Here is a 21,190-nt window from a genome sequence, read left to right as displayed (position 1 = left end):
CACTACAGCGTGCGCGCACTGGCAGCGCGTCGTTCGTGACGAGAAGCATGGGTGAGGTTTTTCCAATGGCGGATGCGGATCAGGACAAGATCCTCGACTACCTCAAGCGGGTAACGGCCGATCTGCACCAGACACGGCAACGCCTTCGCGAGGTCGAGTCGCGGGAACCCGAGCCGATTGCGATCGTTGCCATGAGCTGCAGGTTCCCCGGAGGCGTCGAGTCTCCGGAGGACCTGTGGCAGCTCGTGGCCTCCGGCGGCGACGCGATATCCGGGTTCCCGACCGACCGCGGCTGGGACATCGAGTCGCTCTACGACGAGGATCCCGACCAGCAGGGCACCAGCTACACCCGTGAGGGCGGTTTCCTCACCGACGCCGGACGTTTCGACGCGGCGTTCTTCGGCATCAGCCCGCGCGAGACCCTGGGCATGGACCCGCAGCAGCGATTGCTGCTGGAGACCGCCTGGGAGGCGTTCGAGCGGGCCGGGATCGACCCGGGGACCCTGCGCGGCAGCCGGGCCGGCGTGTTCATCGGCACCAACGGCCAGACGTACCCGGAGATCCTGCAGCAGGTGCCCAAGGGCGTCGAGGGCTACCTGATGACGGGCAACGCGGCCAGCGTCGTCTCCGGCCGGCTGTCCTACACCTTCGGCCTGGAAGGCCCGGCGGTCACCGTCGACACCGCCTGCTCCGCCTCGCTCGTCGCCCTGCACCTGGCCGTCCAGGCGCTGCGCAACGGCGAGTGCACCCTCGCCGTGACCGGTGGCGTGACCGTCATGGCCAGCCCCCGCTCGTTCGTCCAGTTCAGCCGGCAGCGCGGCCTCGCCCCCGACGGACGCTGCAAGCCGTTCGCCGAGGGCGCCGACGGCACCGGCTGGGGCGAGGGCGTCGGCGTACTCCTGGTGGAGCGGCTCTCGGACGCCCGGAAGAACGGCCACCCCGTGCTGGCGGTGGTCCGCGGATCGGCGATCAACCAGGACGGCGCGAGCAACGGACTGACCGCACCCAACGGTCCGTCCCAGCAGCGCGTCATCCGCCAGGCGCTGACCAACGCCGGGCTGACCCCCGCCCAGGTCGACGCGGTCGAGGCACACGGCACGGGCACCACCCTGGGCGACCCGATCGAGGCCCAGGCCCTGATCGCCACCTACGGACAGAACCGGCCCGAGGGCCGGCCGCTGTGGCTGGGCTCGATCAAGTCCAACATCGGCCACACCCAGGCCGCCGCCGGCGTCGCCGGAATCATCAAGATGGTGAAGGCGATCGAGCACGGAGTGCTCCCGCCGACCCTGCACGTCGACCAGCCGTCCGCCAACGTCGACTGGACGGCCGGACAGGTCGCGCTGCTGACCGAGGCACAGCCGTGGCCGCAGACCGGCCAGCCGCGCCGCGCTGGCGTCTCCTCCTTCGGCGTCAGCGGCACCAACGCGCACACCGTCATCGAGCAGGCACCCGTCGAGGACACCGCGGCCGGCGCCGTCGGGAACGCCTCCACAGACGCCGTCGAGGACACCGCCACGGCCGGCGCGCCGTCCGCGCCCGGCGCCCGCCGGCAGCCCCTGCCGCTGCTGCTGTCCGCCCGCAGTGCCGAGGCGCTGCCCGCCCAGGCCGAACGGCTCCACCGGCGCGCGGCGGACGACACCGGGCTGGACCTGCTGGACCTCGGCCACTCGCTCGCGACCACCCGCGCCGCCCTCGACCATCGCACGGTCCTCTTCAGCGAGAACCGCGAGGCCCTCCTGCGTGACCTGAGCACCCTGGCCGCCGGTGACACGCCGCCCGGTGCCGTCCAGGGCGTCACCGACGAGGGCAAGGTGGCGTTCCTGTTCTCGGGTCAGGGCAGCCAGCGCGCGGGCATGGGCCGTGAGCTGTACGAGACGTATCCGGCGTTCGCCGAGGCCCTGGACGAGGTTCTCGCGTGGTTCGAACTGCCGCTGCGCGATGCGATGTTCGGCGATGAGCCCGGAACCCTGGACCAGACGGCGTACACGCAGCCCGCCCTGTTCGCGATCGGGGTGGCGCTGTTCCGGCTCCTCGAATCGTGGGGCGTCAGGCCGGACTTCGTCTCCGGTCATTCGATCGGTGAGATCGCTGCGGCGCATTGTGCGGGTGTGCTGTCGCTGGAGGACGCGTGCACGCTGGTGGCGGCGCGTGGCCGTTTGATGCAGGAGTTGCCGTCCGGTGGTGCGATGGTGGCGGTGCAGGCGGCCGAGGATGAGGTCACCCCGTACCTGACCGACCGGGTGAGCATCGCGGCCGTCAACGGCCCCGCCTCGGTGGTGGTCGCCGGTGACGAGGACGCCGTACTGGAGATCGCCGCCCGCTTCGAGGCGCAGGGGCGCAAGACTCGTCGCCTGACGGTCAGCCACGCGTTCCACTCGCCGCACATGGACGGCATGCTGGAGGCGTTCCGCGAGGTCGCGGAGCGTGTCACGTTCCATCCCCCGGTCATTCCGGTCGTCTCCAACCTCATCGGTGCCTCGCTGTCCGCCGAGGAGATGTGCGCGCCCGATTACTGGGTGCGGCACGTGCGCGAGGCGGTCCGCTTCCTCGACGGCGTGCGGTACCTGGAGGAGCAGGACGTCACCGTCTACCTGGAGCTCGGGCCGGGCGGTGTGCTGACCGCCATGGCACAGGACTGCGTGACGCGTGAGGGCGCCGCCTTCGCCCCCACCCTGCGCAAGGACCGCCCCGAGCCGCAGGCGCTGGCGACCGCCGTGGCCGAGGCACACGTCCGGGGCACGCGCGTGGACTGGGCCGCGGTCTTCGCCGGTCGCGGCGCCCGGCGCGTCGACCTGCCCACGTACGCCTTCCAGCGCGAGCTGTACTGGCCGGAACCGCCGGCCTCCTGGGTGGGCGACGTCACCTCCGCCGGACTCGGCGCCGCCGACCATCCGCTGCTCGGCGCGACGGTCGCCCTCGCCGACGCCGACGGGCTGCTGTTCACCGGCCGCCTCTCGCTGCGCACCCACCCCTGGCTGGCCGACCACGCCGTCATGGACACCGTGCTGCTCCCGGGAACCGCCTTCGTGGAGCTCGCGCTGCGCGCCGGCGACCACGTGGGCTGCGACCTGCTGGAGGAACTCACCCTCGAAGCCCCCCTGGTGCTGCCGCCACACGGCGGCGTCCAGCTGCAGCTCGCGGTCGGGGCGCCGGACGAGACCGGCCGCCGCCGGCTGACCCTGCACTCGCGGCCGGAGGATGGCGACGACCCCTGGGCCGAGACCACCTGGACCCGGCACGCCACCGGTGTGCTCACCCAGGACACCCCGGCCGCCCCCGACGACCTCGCCCAGTGGCCCCCGAGCGGCGCCACCGAGGTGCAGATCGACGGACTCTACGACCACCTCACCGACTCCGGATTCGCCTACGGGCCGGTCTTCCAGGGCCTGAAGGCCGCCTGGCAGAGCGGCGACGAGGTCTTCGCCGAGGTCGGTCTTCCCGAGCAGGCCCGGCAGGACGCCGCGCTGTTCGGTATCCACCCGGCCCTGCTGGACGCCGCCCTGCACGCCGTCGGCATCGGCAGCCTGCTGACGGAGACCGAACACGGCAGGCTGCCCTTCTCCTGGGGCGGCATCCGCCTTCATGCGGTGGGGGCTGCGTCCCTGCGCGTCCGCCTGTCGCCGGCCGGACGCGACACCGTCGCCGTCACCCTCGCCGACGACAGCGGCACTCCGGTGGCCTCCATCGACTCGCTGCTGCTGCGCCCCGTCTCGCCCGACCAGGTCCGCTCCCACGCCGCGCGCGGCACCTTCCACGACGCGCTGTTCCGCGCAGAGTGGAGCGACGCGCGGCTGCCCACCACGACAACCGTGGCAGCCGGCCAGTGGGCGCTGCTCCACACCGGCGGCTCCGCGCCCGGCACGGACGCCGACACCGGCAACGGACTCCTCGCCGGGCTCGCCCAGGCGCTGCCGACCGCCGTCACCCACCCGGGCCTGACCGCGCTCGGCCGGGCCCTGGACGCCGGGGCGCCGCTGCCCGAGGCCGTCGTGGTGCCCTTCACGACCGACACCACCGAACCGGTGCCCGCCGCCCCCGAGTCGCTGCCGGCCGCGGTCCGCGCTGCGCTGCACCGCGCCCTCGACCTGGTGCAGACGTGGCTCGCCGACGACCGCTTCACCGACTCCCGACTGGTCTTCGTCACCCGCGGCGCGATCGCCGCCCAGCCCGGCAGCGACGTGCCCGACCTCGCGCACGCACCGCTGTGGGGCCTGCTGCGCTCGGCCCAGTCCGAGCACCCGGACCGCTTCGTACTCGTCGACCTCGACGACACGGAAGCGTCCCGACTGGCCCTGCCCTCCGCCCTGGCCATGGGAGAACCCCAACTGGCCCTGAGGGACGGGTCCGTGACGGTGCCACGGCTCGCCCGGGTCGCCGCCGACCCCGCGCACATCGCCCCCGCCCTGGACCCGGACGGCACCGCACTGGTGACCGGCGCCACCGGCACCCTCGGCGCCCTCGTCGCCCGCCACCTCGTCACCGGACACGGCGTACGGCACCTGCTGCTGACCAGCCGCCGCGGCCCCGACGCCGAGGGTGCCGCGGACCTCGTGGCCGGGCTGCGGGAACTGGGCGCCGAGGTCACGCTGGCCGCCTGCGACGCGGCCGACCGCACCGCCCTGGCGGAGCTGCTGGCCGGCGTCCCCGCCGACCACCCGCTGACGGCCGTCGTGCACACCGCCGGCGTGCTCGACGACGGCGTCGTCGACTCCCTCACCCCGGACCGCATCGACCGGGTCCTGCCCGCCAAGGTCGACGCGGCGCTCAACCTGCACGACCTCACCCGCGACCTGGACCTGTCGGCGTTCGTGCTGTTCTCCGCCGCCGCGGGCACCCTCGGCGGCCCCGGCCAAAGCAACTACGCGGCCGCCAACGCCTTCCTCGACGCCCTTGCCCAGCGCCGCCGCGCCGAGGGCCGCCCGGCGACCGCCCTCGCCTGGGGCCTGTGGGCCGAACGCAGCGGCATGACCAGCGGCCTCGACGACACCGACCTGCAGCGCATCACCCGTGCCGGTGTCGCCGCACTCTCCTCCGACGAGGGCCTGGCACTGCTCGACACCGCCCTCGCGGTGGGCGAAGCGTCGCTCGTACCGATGCATCTGGACCTGGCCTCCCTGCGCGACGCCGACCCCGCGGCCGTGCCCGCCATGCTGCGCGGCCTGGTCCGCACCCCGGCGCGTCGCGTCGTGAGCGCCACGGGCGCCACCGCCGTCGGCGGGCTCACGGAGCGGCTGCTCGCCCTCGCCCCCACAGAACGCGACCGCCTGCTGACCGACCTGGTGTGCGCCCAGGTCGCCGCCGTCCTGGGATACCCGGGGCCGGAAGCGGTCGATGCGAGCCGGGCGTTCAAGGAGCTCGGCTTCGACTCGCTGACGGCGGTGGAGCTGCGCAACCGGCTCGGCACGGCCACCGGCGTCCGCCTGCCGGCCACCCTGGTCTTCGACTACCCGACGCCCGTCGCCCTCGCCTCCTTCCTGCGCACCGAGATCCTCGGCCCGGACGCCGACAGCGCGGCCCGCGGTGCGGCGGTGGCCACCGCCGCGGACGACGACCCGATCGTGATCGTCGGCATGAGCTGCCGTTACCCCGGTGGCGTCAGCACGCCCGAAGACCTGTGGCGGCTGGTCCTGGACGGCGGTGACGCCGTCTCCGCGTTCCCCACCGACCGCGGCTGGGACCTCGACGCGCTCTACAGCGACGACCCGGAACGCGCGGGCACCAGCTACACCCGTGAGGGCGGCTTCCTGCACAACGCCGCCGACTTCGATCCGGACTTCTTCGGTATCAACCCGCGGGAAGCCCTCGCCATGGATCCGCAGCAGCGGCTGCTGCTGGAGACCGCCTGGGAGGCCTTCGAGCGGGCCGGGATCGACCCGGCCTCGGTGCGCGGCAGCCGGACCGGTGTCTTCGCCGGCGTGATGTACCACGACTACCTCACCCGCCTGCCCGCCGTACCGGCGGGGCTGGAGGGCTATCTGGGCACCGGCACCGCGGGCAGCGTCGCCTCCGGGCGAGTCGCCTACACCCTCGGCCTGGAAGGTCCCGCGGTCACCATCGACACGGCCTGCTCCTCGTCGCTGGTCGCCCTGCACCTGGCCGCGCAGGCGCTGCGCACCGGCGAGTGCACGCTCGCCCTGGCCGGCGGCGTCACCGTCATGGCCGCGCCCGACACGTTCGTCGACTTCAGCCGCCAGCGCGGCCTCGCGTCCGACGGCCGCTGCAAGTCCTTCTCCGACGACGCCGACGGCACCGGCTGGTCGGAGGGCGCCGGCATGCTCCTCGTCGAGCGGCTCTCCGACGCCCGCCGCAACGGCCACCCCGTGCTCGCGATCGTTCGCGGTACGGCGGTGAACCAGGACGGTGCGAGCAACGGCCTGACCGCGCCCAACGGCCCGTCCCAGCAGCGCGTCATCCGGCAGGCGCTGGCCAACGCCCGGCTGTCGGCCGCGGAGGTCGACGCGGTGGAGGCGCACGGCACCGGTACGACCCTGGGCGACCCGATCGAGGCGCAGGCACTGCTCGCCACCTACGGGCAGGAGCGTCCCGAGGACCGGCCGCTGTGGCTCGGTTCCATCAAGTCCAACCTGGGCCACACCCAGGCCGCCGCGGGTGTCGCCGGCATCATCAAGATGGTCATGGCGATGCGGCACGGCGTCCTGCCGCGGACCCTGCACGTGGCCACCCCTTCGACTCACGTGGAGTGGTCGGCGGGCGCCGTGGAGCTGCTGACCGAGAGCCGGGAATGGCCGGAGAACGACCGGGCCCGCCGGGCCGCGGTCTCCTCCTTCGGCGTGAGCGGTACCAACGCCCACGCGATCATCGAGCAGCCTTCCGAGGCGGACACCGCCCAGCGGACACAGGACGCCCTCGTACCGCTGCCGGTGGTGCCGTGGGTGCTGTCGGGCCGGACCGAGGAGGCGCTGCGGGCGCAGGCGCGGCGGTTGCTTGACCGTGTCGCCGAGGACAGTGGTCTTGAACCGGTTGATGTGGCGTATTCGTTGGCGACGACGCGGGCTGCTCTGGAGCGGCGTGCGGTGGTCGTGGCGGGTGGCCGTGACGGTCTGCTGGCGGGGCTTGAGGCGCTGGCCGAGGGGCGCGGCGCGACCGGACTCGTGCAGGGCATCCCTGCCGGCGGCAAGTCGGCGTTCTTGTTCACCGGGCAGGGCAGCCAGCGGCTGGGGATGGGCCGGGAGCTGTACGACGCCTATCCCGTGTTCGCCGAGGCCTTGGACGAGGTTTTTGCTCGGTTCGAACTGCCGCTGCGTGAGGCGGTGTTCGGCGATGACGCTCAGCTGATCGACTGGACGGCTTACACGCAGCCCGCCCTGTTCGCGATCGAGGTGGCGCTGTTCCGCCTCCTCGAATCGTGGGGCATCCGGCCGGACTTCGTATCCGGTCACTCCATCGGTGAGATCGCGGCGGCGCATTGTGCGGGTGTGCTGTCGCTGGAGGACGCGTGCACGCTGGTCGCGGCGCGTGGCCGGCTGATGCAGGAGCTGCCCGCCGGTGGTGCGATGGTGGCCGTCCAGGCCGCCGAGGACGAGGTCACCCCGTACCTGACCGACGCCGTGAGCATCGCGGCCGTCAACGGTCCGGCCTCCGTGGTGGTCGCGGGTGACGAGGACGCCGTACTGGAGATCGCCGCCCGCTTCGAGGAGCAGGGCCGCAAGACGAAGCGCCTGACGGTCAGTCACGCCTTTCACTCCCCGCACATGGACGGGATGCTGGAGGCCTTCCGCGAGGTCGCGGAGGGTCTGTCGTACGAGGCCCCCCGTATTCCGCTCGTCTCGAACCTCACCGGCGCTCTCGCGATCGCCGAGGAGATCACCGACCCCGGCTTCTGGGTCCGTCATGTGCGTGAGGCGGTCCGTTTCCACGACGGCATCGGCACGCTCGAGGCCCAGAACGTCACCACGTTCATCGAGCTCGGCCCCGACGGTGTGCTCTCGGCGATGGCGCAGGACTGCGTCACCGGCGAGGACCACGCCTTCGTTGCGGTGCTCCGTGCGGGCCGTCCGGAGCCGGAGACCCTGACCACGGTTCTCGGGCAGGCCCACTCCCGGGGCATCGCGGTGGACTGGCAGGCCTACTACGCCGGCACCGGCGCCCGACGCGTCGATCTGCCCACGTATGCCTTCCAGCACCGGCGTTTCTGGTTGGAGGCGCCGGCGGGCTGGGTGGGTGATGTGGTGTCGGCCGGGTTGGAGGCGGCCGGGCATCCGTTGCTGGGTGCGGCGGTGGCGCTGGCCGATTCCGACGGGTTGTTGTTCACGGGTCGGTTGTCCCTGGACACGCAGCCGTGGCTGGCGGATCACGCGGTGATGGGTGCGGTGGTGCTGCCGGGTACGGCGTTCGTGGAGCTGGCGGTCCGGGCGGGGGACCAGGTCGGCTGTGACCGGCTGGAGGAGCTGACGCTGGAGGCGCCGCTGGTGCTGCCCGAGCGGGGTGCCGTACAGCTGCAGCTGGTGGTCGGCGCGCCGGACGACGACGGACGACGGCCGGTGGACCTGTACGCGCGGCCGCAGGACGCGCCGGCGGACCAGCCGTGGACGCGCCACGCCGGCGGCCTGCTGGCCGTCTCCGGCGCCCAGCGGTCCTCCGTCGACCTTTCCGCATGGCCTCCGGCGGGCGCCGAAGCCGTCGACGTCACGGGCCTGTACGAACACCTCTCCGCAGGCGGATTCGGCTACGGGCCGGTCTTCCAGGGGCTGCGGGCGGCCTGGCGGCGCGGGGACGAGGTCTTCGCCGAGGTCCGGCTGCCGGAGGACCGGCAGTCCGACGCCGGACTGTTCGGCCTGCACCCGGCACTGCTCGACGCCGCGCTGCACGCCACCTTCGTGCAGGACGGCGGCGACGGACAGGGCCGTCTCCCGTTCTCCTGGCGGGACGTGTCCCTCCATGCCGTCGGCGCGGGCGCGCTGCGGGTCCGGCTCGCCCCGGCGGGCGCCGACGCGGTGACGCTGGAACTGGCGGACATGAACGGCGAGCCGGTGGCCTCCGTCGCCGGCCTGACCCTGCGCCCGGTCTCCGCCGACCAGCTGGCCGGTGCCCGCTCCGGGCACCACGAGTCGCTCTTCCGCCTGGACTGGGCCACGGTGCCGCTGCCCGAGGCGGCGCCCGAAGCCACGGAGCACTGTGCCGTACTCGGCGACTCCGCGCTGCCGCTGCCGTACGCCGCTTACGCGGACCTGACCGCGCTGCGGGCGGTGGCCGACGCGGGCACCGCCGTTGCCGAGTACGTCCTCGTGCCCATGGGCGGATCCGCCGCCGATGACACGGCCGGTGCCGCGCGCCGGACCACCCATGAGACGCTGAGCCTGGTCCAGGCGTGGCTCGAGGACGAGCGGTTCGCCTCGTCCCGCCTGGTGTTCGTGACCCACGGGGCGGTGGCGACGCAGTCCGACGCCGGCGTGCGGGACGTGGCGCACGCCCCGGTGTGGGGTCTGGTCCGCTCGGCGCAGTCGGAGAATCCCGACCGCTTCGTCCTGGCGGACCTCGACACCGAGGCGGGATCGTACGAGGCGCTGCCCGGCGCCCTCGCGTCCGGCGAGCCGCAGTTCGCGGTGCGGCGCGGCACGGTCCACGCACCACGGCTGGCGAGGGTGGCGTCCGGCGGAAACCTGGTGCCCCCTGCCGGGGTGCCCGCCTGGCGGATGGACATCCGGGACAAGGGCACCCTGGAGAACCTGACGTTCGTCCCGTGTCCGGAGGCGTCCGGGCCGCTGCGTCCGGGCGAGGTCCGGGTCGCGGTCCGGGCGGCCGGCCTGAACTTCCGCGATGTGCTCAACGCCCTCGGCATGTACCCGGGTGACGCCGGCCTGATGGGCAGCGAGGGCGCCGGTGTCGTCGTGGAGACCGGCCCCGGAGTCACCGATCTCGCCCCCGGCGACCGGGTCATGGGCATGCTGCCCGGTGGCTTCGGTCCGCTCGTGGTGGCCGACCGGCGGATGATCGCGCCCATGCCCGAGGGCTGGACGTTCGCGGAGGCGGCGGCCGTGCCGATCGTCTTCATGACGGCGTACTACGCTCTGCGTGACCTCGCCGGCCTCCAGCCGGGGGAGTCGCTGCTGGTGCACGCCGCCGCGGGCGGTGTGGGCATGGCCGCCGTGCAGCTGGCCCGGCACTGGGGCGTCGAGGTGTACGCCACGGCGAGCGAGGGCAAGTGGGAGACGCTGCGCGGCCTCGGGCTGGCCGAGGACCGGATCGCCTCTTCCCGCACCCTGGACTTCGAGGAGACGTTCCGCGAGGCCACCGGTGGCCGCGGCGTCGACGTCGTCCTGGACTCGCTGGCCCGGGAGTTCGTCGACGCGTCACTGCGGCTGCTGCCGCGCGGCGGCCGCTTCGTCGAGATGGGCAAGACCGACGTACGGACGCCCGAGGAGGTGGCCGCCGCCCATCCCGGGGTGTCCTACCAGGCCTTCGACCTCGTCGAGGCGGGCCTTGACCGCATCCAGGAAATGCTCACCGAGCTGCTGGAGCTGTTCGCCGCCGGCGCGCTCACCCCGCCGCCGATCACCGCCTGGGACCTGCGGCGGGCGCCCGACGCCTTCCGCCACCTGAGTCAGGCGCGGCACGTCGGCAAGGTCGTTCTGACCGTTCCCGCCGAGTGGGACCCGGACGGCACCGTGCTGATCACCGGAGGCACCGGGACCCTGGGCGGTCTCGTCGCCCGGCACGCGGTCACCGCACGCGGTGCCCGTCACCTGCTCCTGACCAGCCGGCGCGGCATGGATGCGCCGGGCGCCGCGGAACTGGCCGCCGAACTGGCGGAACTGGGCGCTGAGGTCACCGTCGCCGCGTGCGACGCGGCCGACCGTGACGCGCTGTCCGCGCTGCTGGCCGGCATCCCGGCCGCACACCCGCTCACCGCCGTGGTGCACACCGCGGGCGTGCTCGACGACGGTGTCGTCGGATCGCTGAGCCCGGAAAGGCTCGATCGCGTCATGCGGCCCAAGGTCGACGCGGCGGTCAACCTGCACGAGCTCACCCGTGAGCTGGAGCCTGCGGAGTTCGTGCTGTTCTCCTCGGCCGCCGGCACCTTCGGCGGGGCCGGGCAGGCCAACTACGCGGCCGCCAACGTCTTCCTGGACGCCCTCGCCCAGCACCGCCAGGCCCGGGGACTGCCCGCCACCTCCCTCGCCTGGGGCCTGTGGGCCGAGTCGAGTGGCATGACCGGCGAGCTGGACGAGACCGACAAGTCCCGCATGACCCGCTCCGGCGTGCTCGGCCTGGCGAACGACGAGGGCCTCGCCCTCCTCGACGCCGCCCACCGGGCCGGTGACGCCCTGCTGGTCCCCATGCGGCTCGATCTCGCGCCGCTGCGACACGCCGACGCGAGCAGCGTGCCCGCGCTGCTGCGGGGCCTCGTGCGCGCACCGGCACGCCGGGCGGTCGAGGCCGGCGGTACCACGGCCGGTTCCTCGCTCAAGGAGCGGCTGCTGCGGCTGCCCGAGGCGGAGCGGGACCAGGCCCTGCTCGACCTGGTGCGCAGCCAGGTGGCCGCTGTACTCGGGCACGCCTCGCCCGAAGCGATCGAGCCCACCCGGGCGTTCAAGGACCTCGGGTTCGACTCGCTGACCGGCGTGGAATTCCGCAACCGCCTCGGCGCGGCCGCCGGGCTGCGGCTGCCGGCCACGCTGGTCTTCGACTACCCGACGCCCACCGCGCTGGGTGCCTGGCTGCGCGGTGAACTCCTCGGCGCCGAGGCCGCGAGCGCCCTGCCCACCCGGGCCGCCACCGCCGCCGCGCAGGACGACCCGATCGCCATCGTCGCGATGAGCTGCCGGTTCCCCGGCGACGTGCGCAGCCCCGAGGACCTGTGGACCCTGCTCGCCGAGGGCCGGGACGGCATCTCCCACCTGCCCGTGGACCGCGGCTGGGACCTGGAGGGCCTCTACGACCCCGACCCGGACACCGCCGGAACGTCGTACGCCCGCGAAGGCGGCTTCTTCTACGACGCCCACCACTTCGACCCCGCCTTCTTCGGGATCAATCCGCGTGAGGCGCTGGCGATGGACCCGCAGCAGCGGCTGCTGCTCGAAACCTCCTGGGAGGCGTTCGAGCGGGCGGGCATCGACCCGGCGACGCTGCGTGGCGGCCAGGTCGGAGTGTTCGTCGGCCAGATGCACAACGACTACGTGTCCCGGCTGAACACGGTGCCCGAAGGCGTCGAGGGCTACCTGGGCACGGGCGGATCCAGCAGCATCGCCTCCGGCCGTGTCTCCTACACCTTCGGTTTCGAGGGACCGGCGGTCACCGTCGACACGGCGTGCTCCTCGTCGCTGGTCGCCCTGCACCTGGCCGTTCAGGCACTGCGCAACGGCGAATGCACCCTGGCCCTGGCCGGCGGTGTCACCATCATCACCACGCCGGACGTGTTCACCGAGTTCAGCCGCCAGCGCGGCCTGGCCGCCGACGGCCGCTGCAAGCCCTTCGCCGCCGCCGCCGACGGCACCGCGTGGGGCGAGGGTGTCGGCATGCTCCTCGTCGAACGGCTCTCGGACGCCGAGCGCAACGGCCACCGGGTGCTGGCGGTCGTCCGCGGCACGGCCGTGAACCAGGACGGCGCCAGCAACGGCCTGACCGCGCCCAACGGCCCCTCGCAGCAGCGCGTCATCCGGCAGGCCCTGGCCAACGCCGGGCTGTCCGCCGCCGACGTCGACGCGGTCGAGGCCCACGGCACCGGTACCACCCTGGGCGACCCGATCGAGGCCCAGGCGCTGCTGGCCACCTACGGCCAGGACCGCCCCGCCGACCGCCCGCTGTGGCTGGGCTCCGTCAAGTCCAACTTCGGCCACACCCAGGCCGCCGCCGGCGTGGCCGGGATCATCAAGATGGTGATGGCGATGCGGCACGGTGTCCTGCCGCAGACGCTGCACGTGGACGCCCCCACCCCGCACGTCGACTGGTCGGCGGGCGCCGTGGAACTGCTCACCGAGGCCAGGCCGTGGCCGGAGACCGGGCGGGTGCGCCGCGCCGGTGTCTCCTCGTTCGGCATGAGCGGCACCAACGCCCACGCCATCGTCGAGCAGCCCCCGCAGCCCGCGGACGACAGCGCGGCGCACGACGCCGGACCGCTGCCGGCGGTGCCGCTGCCGCTGTCGGCGAAGTCCCCTGCCGCACTGCGCGCCCAGGCCGAGCGGCTCAGGGACCGTATGGCGGCCGGTCCGGACCTCTCACCCGCCGACGTCGGCTACTCCCTGGCCACCGGCCGCGCCCTCTTCGAGCACCGCGCGGTGGTCGTCGCGGCGGACCGGGACGAGGCCCTGCGCGGCCTGACGGCGCTGGCGGAGGACGGCACCACCACCCATGTGGTGCACGGCGCGGCCGGCGACGGCAAGGTGGCCTTCCTGTTCACCGGCCAGGGCAGCCAGCGGCTCGGCATGGGCCGGGACCTCTACGCGGCCTACCCGGTCTTCCGGCAGGCCCTGGACGAGGTATGCGCCCACTTCGAACTGCCGCTGAAGGACGTCCTGTTCGCCGGCGACCAGGCCCTGCTGGACGAGACCGCCCGCACCCAGCCCGCGCTGTTCGCGGTCGAGGTGGCACTGTTCCGGCTGGTCCGGTCGTGGGGCCTGGAACCCGACGTGCTGGCCGGGCACTCCATCGGCGACCTGGCGGCGGCGCACTGTGCCGGTGTGCTGTCGCTGGCGGACGCCTGTGCCCTGGTCGCCGCGCGCGGCCGGCTGATGCAGGAACTCCCCGGCGGCGGTGCCATGGTGGCCGTGCAGGCCACGGAGGACGAGGTCACGCCCCTCCTCACCGAGGGTGTGAGCGTGGCCGCCGTCAACGGCCCGCGGTCCGTGGTGATCGCCGGCGACGAGGACGCCGTCACGGACATCGCCGCGTCCTTCGACCGGCAGGACCGCCGCACCAAGCGCCTCGCCGTCAGCCACGCCTTCCACTCCCCGCACATGGACCCGATGCTGGACGCCTTCCGCGAGGTCGCCGAGGGGCTGTCGTACCGCGCGCCGCGGATCCCGCTCGTCCCGGGCCTCACCGGCGCCCTCGCCTCCGCCGAGGAGATCAGCGGCCCCGACTTCTGGGTACGGCACGCTCGCGAGACGGTCCGCTTCCACGACAGCGTCCGCACCCTGGACGCGCAGGGCGTCACCACCTACGTCGAACTCGGCCCGGACGGTGTGCTGTGCGCACTGGCCCAGGACTGTCTCACCCACGACGACGCCGTGTTCGTCCCCGCACTGCGCGAGGGACGCGCCGAGGCGTCGACGCTGACCACGGCCGTGGCCCAGGCGTTCGCCCGCGGGGCGGCCACCGACTGGACGGCGCTCTTCGACGGCAGCGGCGCACACCGCACCGACCTGCCGACCTATCCCTTCCAGCGGCAGCCGTTCTGGCTGGACGCCGGTTCCGCGCAGGGCGACGTCTCGGCGGCCGGCCTGGGCCCCGCCGACCACCCGCTGCTGGGCGCCGCGGTGGAGCTGCCCGAATCGGGGGCGGTGGTGCTCACCGGCCGGCTGTCGCTGCGCACCCACCCCTGGCTCGCCGACCACGCCGTCCTGGGCACGGTCCTGCTGCCCGGCACCGCCTTCGTCGAACTGGCACTGCGCGCCGGCGACCAGGTCGGATGCGACCGCGTCGAGGAACTCACCCTGGAAACACCGCTGGTCGTACCGGAACACGGCGGAGTGCAGCTGCGCCTGACACTCGGCGACCCCGACGGCTCGGGCCACCGCACGCTCACCCTCCACTCGCGCCCCGAGGACGCGACGGGCGAATCCTGGTCCCGCCACGCCACCGGCGTCCTGGCCCAGGGCGGCCCCGCCCCGTCGTTCGACCTCTCCGTCTGGCCCCCCGAGGGCGCCCAGCCGGTCGGGGTGACGGGCCTGTACGACGGCCTGGCCGCATCCGGATTCGGCTACGGCCCCGTCTTCCGGGGGCTGATAGCCGCATGGCGCCGGGGCGAGGAGGTCTTCGCAGAGGTGCGCCTCCCCGAGGACGCCGCCACCGAAGGCGCCCGGTTCGTCCTCCACCCCGCCCTGCTCGACGCCGCGCTGCACCCCCTCGGGCTGGACGCCGCCGGCACCGGAGAGCCCGGTCGGCTGCCGTTCTCCTTCCGCGGCGTCACCGCCACGGCCGCGGGCGCGGACGCGCTCCGGGTACGGCTGCGGCCCCTGAGCAGCGGCGAGGTGACGCTGGAGATCGCCGACACGGTCGGCACCCCGGCCGCCGTCGTAGAGGGACTCGCCCTGCGCACGGTCTCCCCGGAGCAGCTCGGCACGGCTCGCGACCCCCACCACGACGTGCTGTTCCGCGTCGACTGGGCACCGCTGACACCGGCCACCGCCGGCACGGCGGACGACGGTCCGTGGGCCGTACTCGGCGACGGTCCCGCCGGTCCGGAGCGGGCCGAGCGCCACATCGATCTGTCCGCGCTGATCAGGGCTGTGGAAGCGGGCGCACCCACACCGCACACGGTCCTGCTCGACCTGCCCGCCGGCATCACCGGGGACCTCCCCGCGACGGCACGGGCCGCCACCGCCCGCGCGCTGCACACCTTGCAGACCTGGCTCGCCGACGACCGCTTCGCCGACGCGCGTCTGGTCCTCATCACCCACGGAGCTATCGGACCCGTGGCGGATGCGGACCCGCGGGACCTGGCGCACGCCCCGCTGTGGGGCCTGGTGCGCTCCGCCCAGTCCGAGAACCCCGGCCGGCTCGTCCTCGCCGACCTCGACGGCACCGAAACCTCCTGGCACGCGCTGACCACCGCACTGGCCACCGGGGAACCCCAACTCCTGATCCGCGACGGTGCGGTACGGGTGCCGCGACTGGCCCGGACCGAGACGCCGGCGGAGGTGCCGGTTGTCGAATGGTCTTCGACGGGCACGGTGTTGGTGACGGGTGCTGGTGGTCAGTTGGGTGGGGTGTTCGCGCGGCATCTGGTGGCTGAGCGGGGTGTGCGTCATCTGTTGCTGGTCGGTCGCCGGGGTGCTGAGAGTCCGGGTGCTGCTGAACTGACGGCGGAGCTTGAGCGGTTGGGTGCCGAGGTTGTCTGGGCGGCGTGTGATGTGGCCGACCGGGTGGCGTTGGAGGCGGTGCTGGCGTCGGTGCCGGTGGAGCGTCCGCTGGCCGGTGTGGTGCATACGGCGGGTGTGCTGGACGATGGTGTGATCGGTTCGCTGAGTGCGGAGCGTGTGGAGGCGGTGCTGCGTCCGAAGGTGGATGCGGCGTGGAATCTGCATGAGTTGACCCGGGGTGCGGATCTGTCGGCGTTCGTGTTGTTCTCCTCGGCTGCCGGTGTGTTCGGTGCGGCGGGTCAGGGCAGCTACGCGGCGGCGAATGCGTTCCTGGACGCGCTGGCCGAGCATCGCAGGGCCGAGGGTCTGCCGGCGGTGTCGCTGGCGTGGGGTCTGTGGGACACCGCGGACGGCATGGGCGGCGCACTCGCCCGCACCGACCGCGAACGCATCCAGCGGGGCGGCATCACCGCACTCACCGTCGACACGGGCCTTGCCCTCTTCGACCGCGCGGTCGGCCGGTCCGCCCAACAGGCCGCCGACGCCCTGCTGGTGCCCGTCCCCCTGGACCCGGCGGCGCTGCGGGCGCAGGCGAGCACCGGGATGCTGCCGACGCTGCTGCGCGGCCTGGTGCGGGTACCGGTCCGACGTACGGCCGCGGCCGCGGACACGGCCGCCGCGGGCGAACTGGCGCAGCAGCTCACCGGACGCCCCACCGAGGAGCAGCAGGCGGCCTTGCTGGAACTGGTGCGCGGCCAAGTGGCGGCGGTCCTCGGACACCCCTCACCGGACACGATCGAGGCCGGCCGGGCCTTCAAGGAACTCGGCTTCGACTCGCTGACCTCCGTCGAGCTGCGCAACCGGCTCGGCACGGCCATCGGGCAGCGGCTGCCCGCCACCCTCGTCTTCGACCACCCGACTCCGCTCGCCCTGGCCGAGTACCTGCGCTCCGAGCTCCTGGGCGGCGCAACCGACGCCGAACAGGCCGAGAGCGGCATCACCGGCCCGATCACCGACGACGACCCGATAGCGATCGTCGGCATGAGCTGCCGCTACCCCGGCGGCGTGCAGACCCCGGAGGACCTGTGGAACCTGGTCCTGGGCGGCGTCGACGCCATCAGCGAGTTCCCGCAGGGACGTGGCTGGGACCTGGCGGCGCTGTACGACCCGGACCCGGACGGCAAGGGAACCAGCTATACCCGCGAGGGCGGATTCCTGCACGACGCGGGCGAGTTCGACCCGGCGTTCTTCGGCATCAGCCCGCGCGAGGCGGTGGCGATGGACCCGCAGCAGCGGCTGCTGCTGGAAACCACCTGGGAGGCGTTCGAACGCGCCGGGATCGATCCGGCCACGATGCGTGGCAGCCGGACGGGTGTCTTCGCGGGCATCATGTACCACGACTACGCCACCCGGATCACCTCTGTGCCCGACGGCGTCGAGGGCTACCTCGGCACCGGCAACTCCGGCAGCATCGCCTCCGGCCGCGTCGCCTACGCCTTCGGCCTCGAGGGCCCGGCGGTAACCGTCGACACTGCCTGCTCGTCGTCGCTCGTCGCCCTGCACTGGGCGATCCAGGCGCTGCGCAGCGGCGAGTGCTCGATGGCGCTCGCGGGCGGTGTGACGGTCATGTCCACTCCCGGCACCTTCACCGAGTTCAGCCGCCAGCGCGGGCTCGCGGCCGACGGTCGCATCAAGTCGTTCGCGGCGGCCGCCGACGGGACCAGCTGGTCGGAGGGCGCAGGCATGCTGCTCGTGGAACGGCTCTCCGACGCCCGCAGGAACGGCCACCCGGTCCTCGCCGTCGTACGCGGCAGCGCCATCAATCAGGACGGCGCGAGCAACGGCCTCACCGCGCCGAACGGCCCGTCCCAGCAGCGCGTCATCCGGCAGGCACTGGCGGGCGCGGGCCTGGCCGGCGACCAGATCGACGTGGTGGAGGCGCATGGTACGGGTACGACGCTGGGCGACCCGATCGAGGCGCAGGCGCTGCTGGCCACCTACGGCAAGGCCCGGGCCGAGGACACGCCGTTGTGGCTGGGGTCGGTGAAGTCGAACATCGGTCACACGCAGGCCGCGGCCGGTGTCGCCGGGATCATCAAGATGGTGATGGCGATGCGGCACGGTGTGCTGCCGCGGACCCTGCACGTGGACGAGCCGTCCCCGCACGTGGACTGGTCGGCGGGTGCGGTGGAGCTGCTGACCGAGGCGCGGGAGTGGCCGGAGACCGGCCGTCCCCGCCGGGCGGCGGTCTCGTCCTTCGGTATCAGCGGCACCAACGCCCACACCATCCTCGAACAGGCGCCCTCCGACGAGCCGGCACCTGCCGTCCGGACGGAGCCGGCACCGCGGGCCACACCCCTGGTACTCACCGCCAAGACCGCCGACGCGCTGCACGCCCAGGCCCAGCGGCTGAGGGACCGCATGGCGGCCGACCCGGACCTCTCGCCCGTAGACGTCGGCTACTCGCTGGCCACCGGACGGGCGGCCTTCGACCACCGCGCGGCGGTCGTCGGCACCGACCGGGACACCCTCCTCGCCGGCCTGACGGCTCTCGCCGAGGACGGGACGGCCACGGGCCTGGTGCGCGCCACGGCCACCACGGGCAAGCTGGCCTTCCTGTTCACCGGTCAGGGCAGCCAGCGGCTGGGGATGGGCCGGGAGCTGTACGCCGCCTACCCCGTGTTCGCCGAGGCGCTGGACGAGGTCTTCGCTCGGTTCGAACTGCCGCTGCAGGAAGCGGTGTTCGGCGATGACGCTCAGCTGATCGACCAGACGGCGTATACGCAGCCCGCGTTGTTCGCGGTCGAGGTGGCGCTGTTCCGGCTGCTCGAATCATGGGGTATCAGGCCGGACTTCGTCTCCGGTCATTCGATCGGTGAGATCGCTGCCGCGCATTGTGCGGGTGTGCTGTCGCTGGAGGACGCGTGCACGCTGGTCGCGGCGCGCGGGCGGCTGATGCAGGAGCTGCCGTCCGGTGGTGCGATGGTGGCCGTCCAGGCCACCGAGGACGAGGTGGCGCCGTTCCTGACGGACGCCGTGAGCATCGCCGCGGTCAACGGCCCCGCCTCCGTGGTCGTGGCCGGTGACGAGGACGCCGTACTGGACATCGCCGCTTCCTTCGAGGAGCAGGGGCGCAAGACGAGGCGGCTGACGGTCAGTCACGCCTTCCACTCCCCGCACATGGACCCGATGCTGGCCGACTTCCGGAAGGTCGCCGAGGGACTGTCCTACGCCCCTGCGCGCATCGCGGTCGTGTCGAACCTGACCGGCACTGTGGTGACCACCGAGGACATCACCGAGCCGGAGTTCTGGGTGCGGCACGTGCGCGAGGCGGTCCGCTTCCACGACGGCGTACGCGCCTTGGAGGCCGAGGGTGTCACCACATTCCTCGAACTCGGCCCGGACGGGGTGCTGTCGGCAATGGGCCAGGAGTGCGTCACGGGCGAGGACCGCGCGTTCGCACCCGTGCTGCGCAAGGGACGTCCCGAGACGGAGACGCCGGTGTCCGCGCTGGCCATGGCGTTCGTCCGCGGTGTGCCACTGGACTGGCGGGCCTTCTTCGCCGCCACCGACGCCAGCCGTGTGGAACTGCCCACTTACCCGTTCCAGCGGCAGTGGTACTGGCTGGACTCGGCCGCCCCGGCGGGCGGTCCCGCCGACGCGGCCGGGCTGGGTCTCGAGACCGCCGATCATCCGCTGCTGGGTGCCGCCGTTGAACTGCCCGACACGGACGGCTTCCTGTTCACCGGCCGGTTGTCGGTGGAGACGCAGCCGTGGCTGGCCGATCACGCGGTCATGGGTGCGGTGCTGCTGCCCGGCACGGCGTTCGTCGAAATGGCACTGCATGCCGGCGAACAGGTCGGCCGTGGGCACGTCGAGGAGCTGACTCTGCAGGCGCCGCTCGTCCTGCCCGAACAGGGCGGAGTGCAGCTGCGTCTCTCCGTCGGTGCCGATGACGGCGACGGCCGCCGCCCGCTGACGCTCCATTCACGAGCGGAAGGCACCGCGGCGGAGGAGCCGTGGGTGCGGCATGCCACGGGTGTGCTGGCGGAGGGTGCGGGTGAGGTGTTCCCGGTTGATCTGGGGGTGTGGCCGCCTCGGGGTGCGGAGTCGGTCGAGGTGGCCGGTCTGTATGAGTCGCTGGCGGCTTCGGGGTTTGTCTACGGTCCTGTGTTCCAGGGGCTGCGGGCGGTGTGGCGGCGTGGTGACGAGGTGTTCGCGGAGGTGAGCCTGCCGGAGGGCGGTGGGGGTGCGGCCGATGGTTTTGGTGTGCATCCGGCTGTTCTGGATGCGGTGTTGCATGCGATCGGGCTGGGTGGTCTGGTGGCGGACACCGGTCAGGGGCGGTTGCCGTTTTCGTGGTCGGGTGTGACGTTGCACGCCGTCGGCGCCACCGCAGTCCGGGTACGACTCGGCCGTGCCGGCCAGGATGCCGTGACCCTGCAACTCGCCGACACGACCGGGACACCGGTGGCCTCGGTCGACTCCCTCGCCCTCCGCTCGGTGTCCCCGGAACAGCTGCGTGCCTCCGGGGACGGTGCGGCGGAGTCCCTCTTCCGCGTCGAGTGGACGCCGGTCACGGTGCCGTCGGGTGCCGAGCCGGACGGCGGATGGACCCTGGTCGACCACCAGGACCTGGATGCGCTCGATGTGGTGCCGGGGACGGTGGTGGTGGACGGGCTGACGCCGTGTGGTGGGGTGGTGTCTGCCGGGGTGGTGCGTGAGGCGGTGCGGCGGGCGCTGGCTGTGGTGCAGGGCTGGCTGGCCGGGGAGCGGTTCGCCGGGTCGCGTCTGGTGGTCGTCACGCGTGGTCTTGCGGGTGCGGCGGTGCGTGGTCTGGTGCGGTCGGCGCAGTCGGAGAATCCGGGCCGGTTCGTGCTGCTGGATGTGGATGAGTCGGTGTCCGGGATCGATCCGGCGTGGCTGTCCGTGCCGGAGCCCGAGCTGTCGGTCGATGCGCGGGGTGTGCGCGCGCCGCGGCTGGTCCGGACCGAGACGCCGGCGGAGGTGCCGGTTGTCGAATGGTCTTCGACGGGCACGGTGTTGGTGACGGGTGCTGGTGGTCAGTTGGGTGGGGTGTTCGCGCGGCATCTGGTGGCTGAGCGGGGTGTGCGTCATCTGTTGCTGGTCGGTCGCCGGGGTGCCGAGGCGCCCGGAGCCGCCGAATTGACGGCGGAGTTGGAGGCGTTGGGTGCCGAGGTTGTCTG

General features: G+C 73.3%; 1 protein-coding gene. It reads left to right on the top strand.

From position 1 onward, the window contains the following. Positions 1 to 35: 35 nt before the first annotated feature. The coding region (locus ACWCQS_RS41035; RefSeq protein ID WP_451009229.1) for an SDR family NAD(P)-dependent oxidoreductase at positions 36 to 21,190 on the top strand (21,155 nt) is incomplete at its 3' end.

The organism is Streptomyces sp. NPDC002076 (assembly GCF_053593835.1).
The sequence above is the reverse complement of the archived record's forward strand: the minus strand, read 5'-3'. Positions and strand labels throughout refer to the sequence as shown.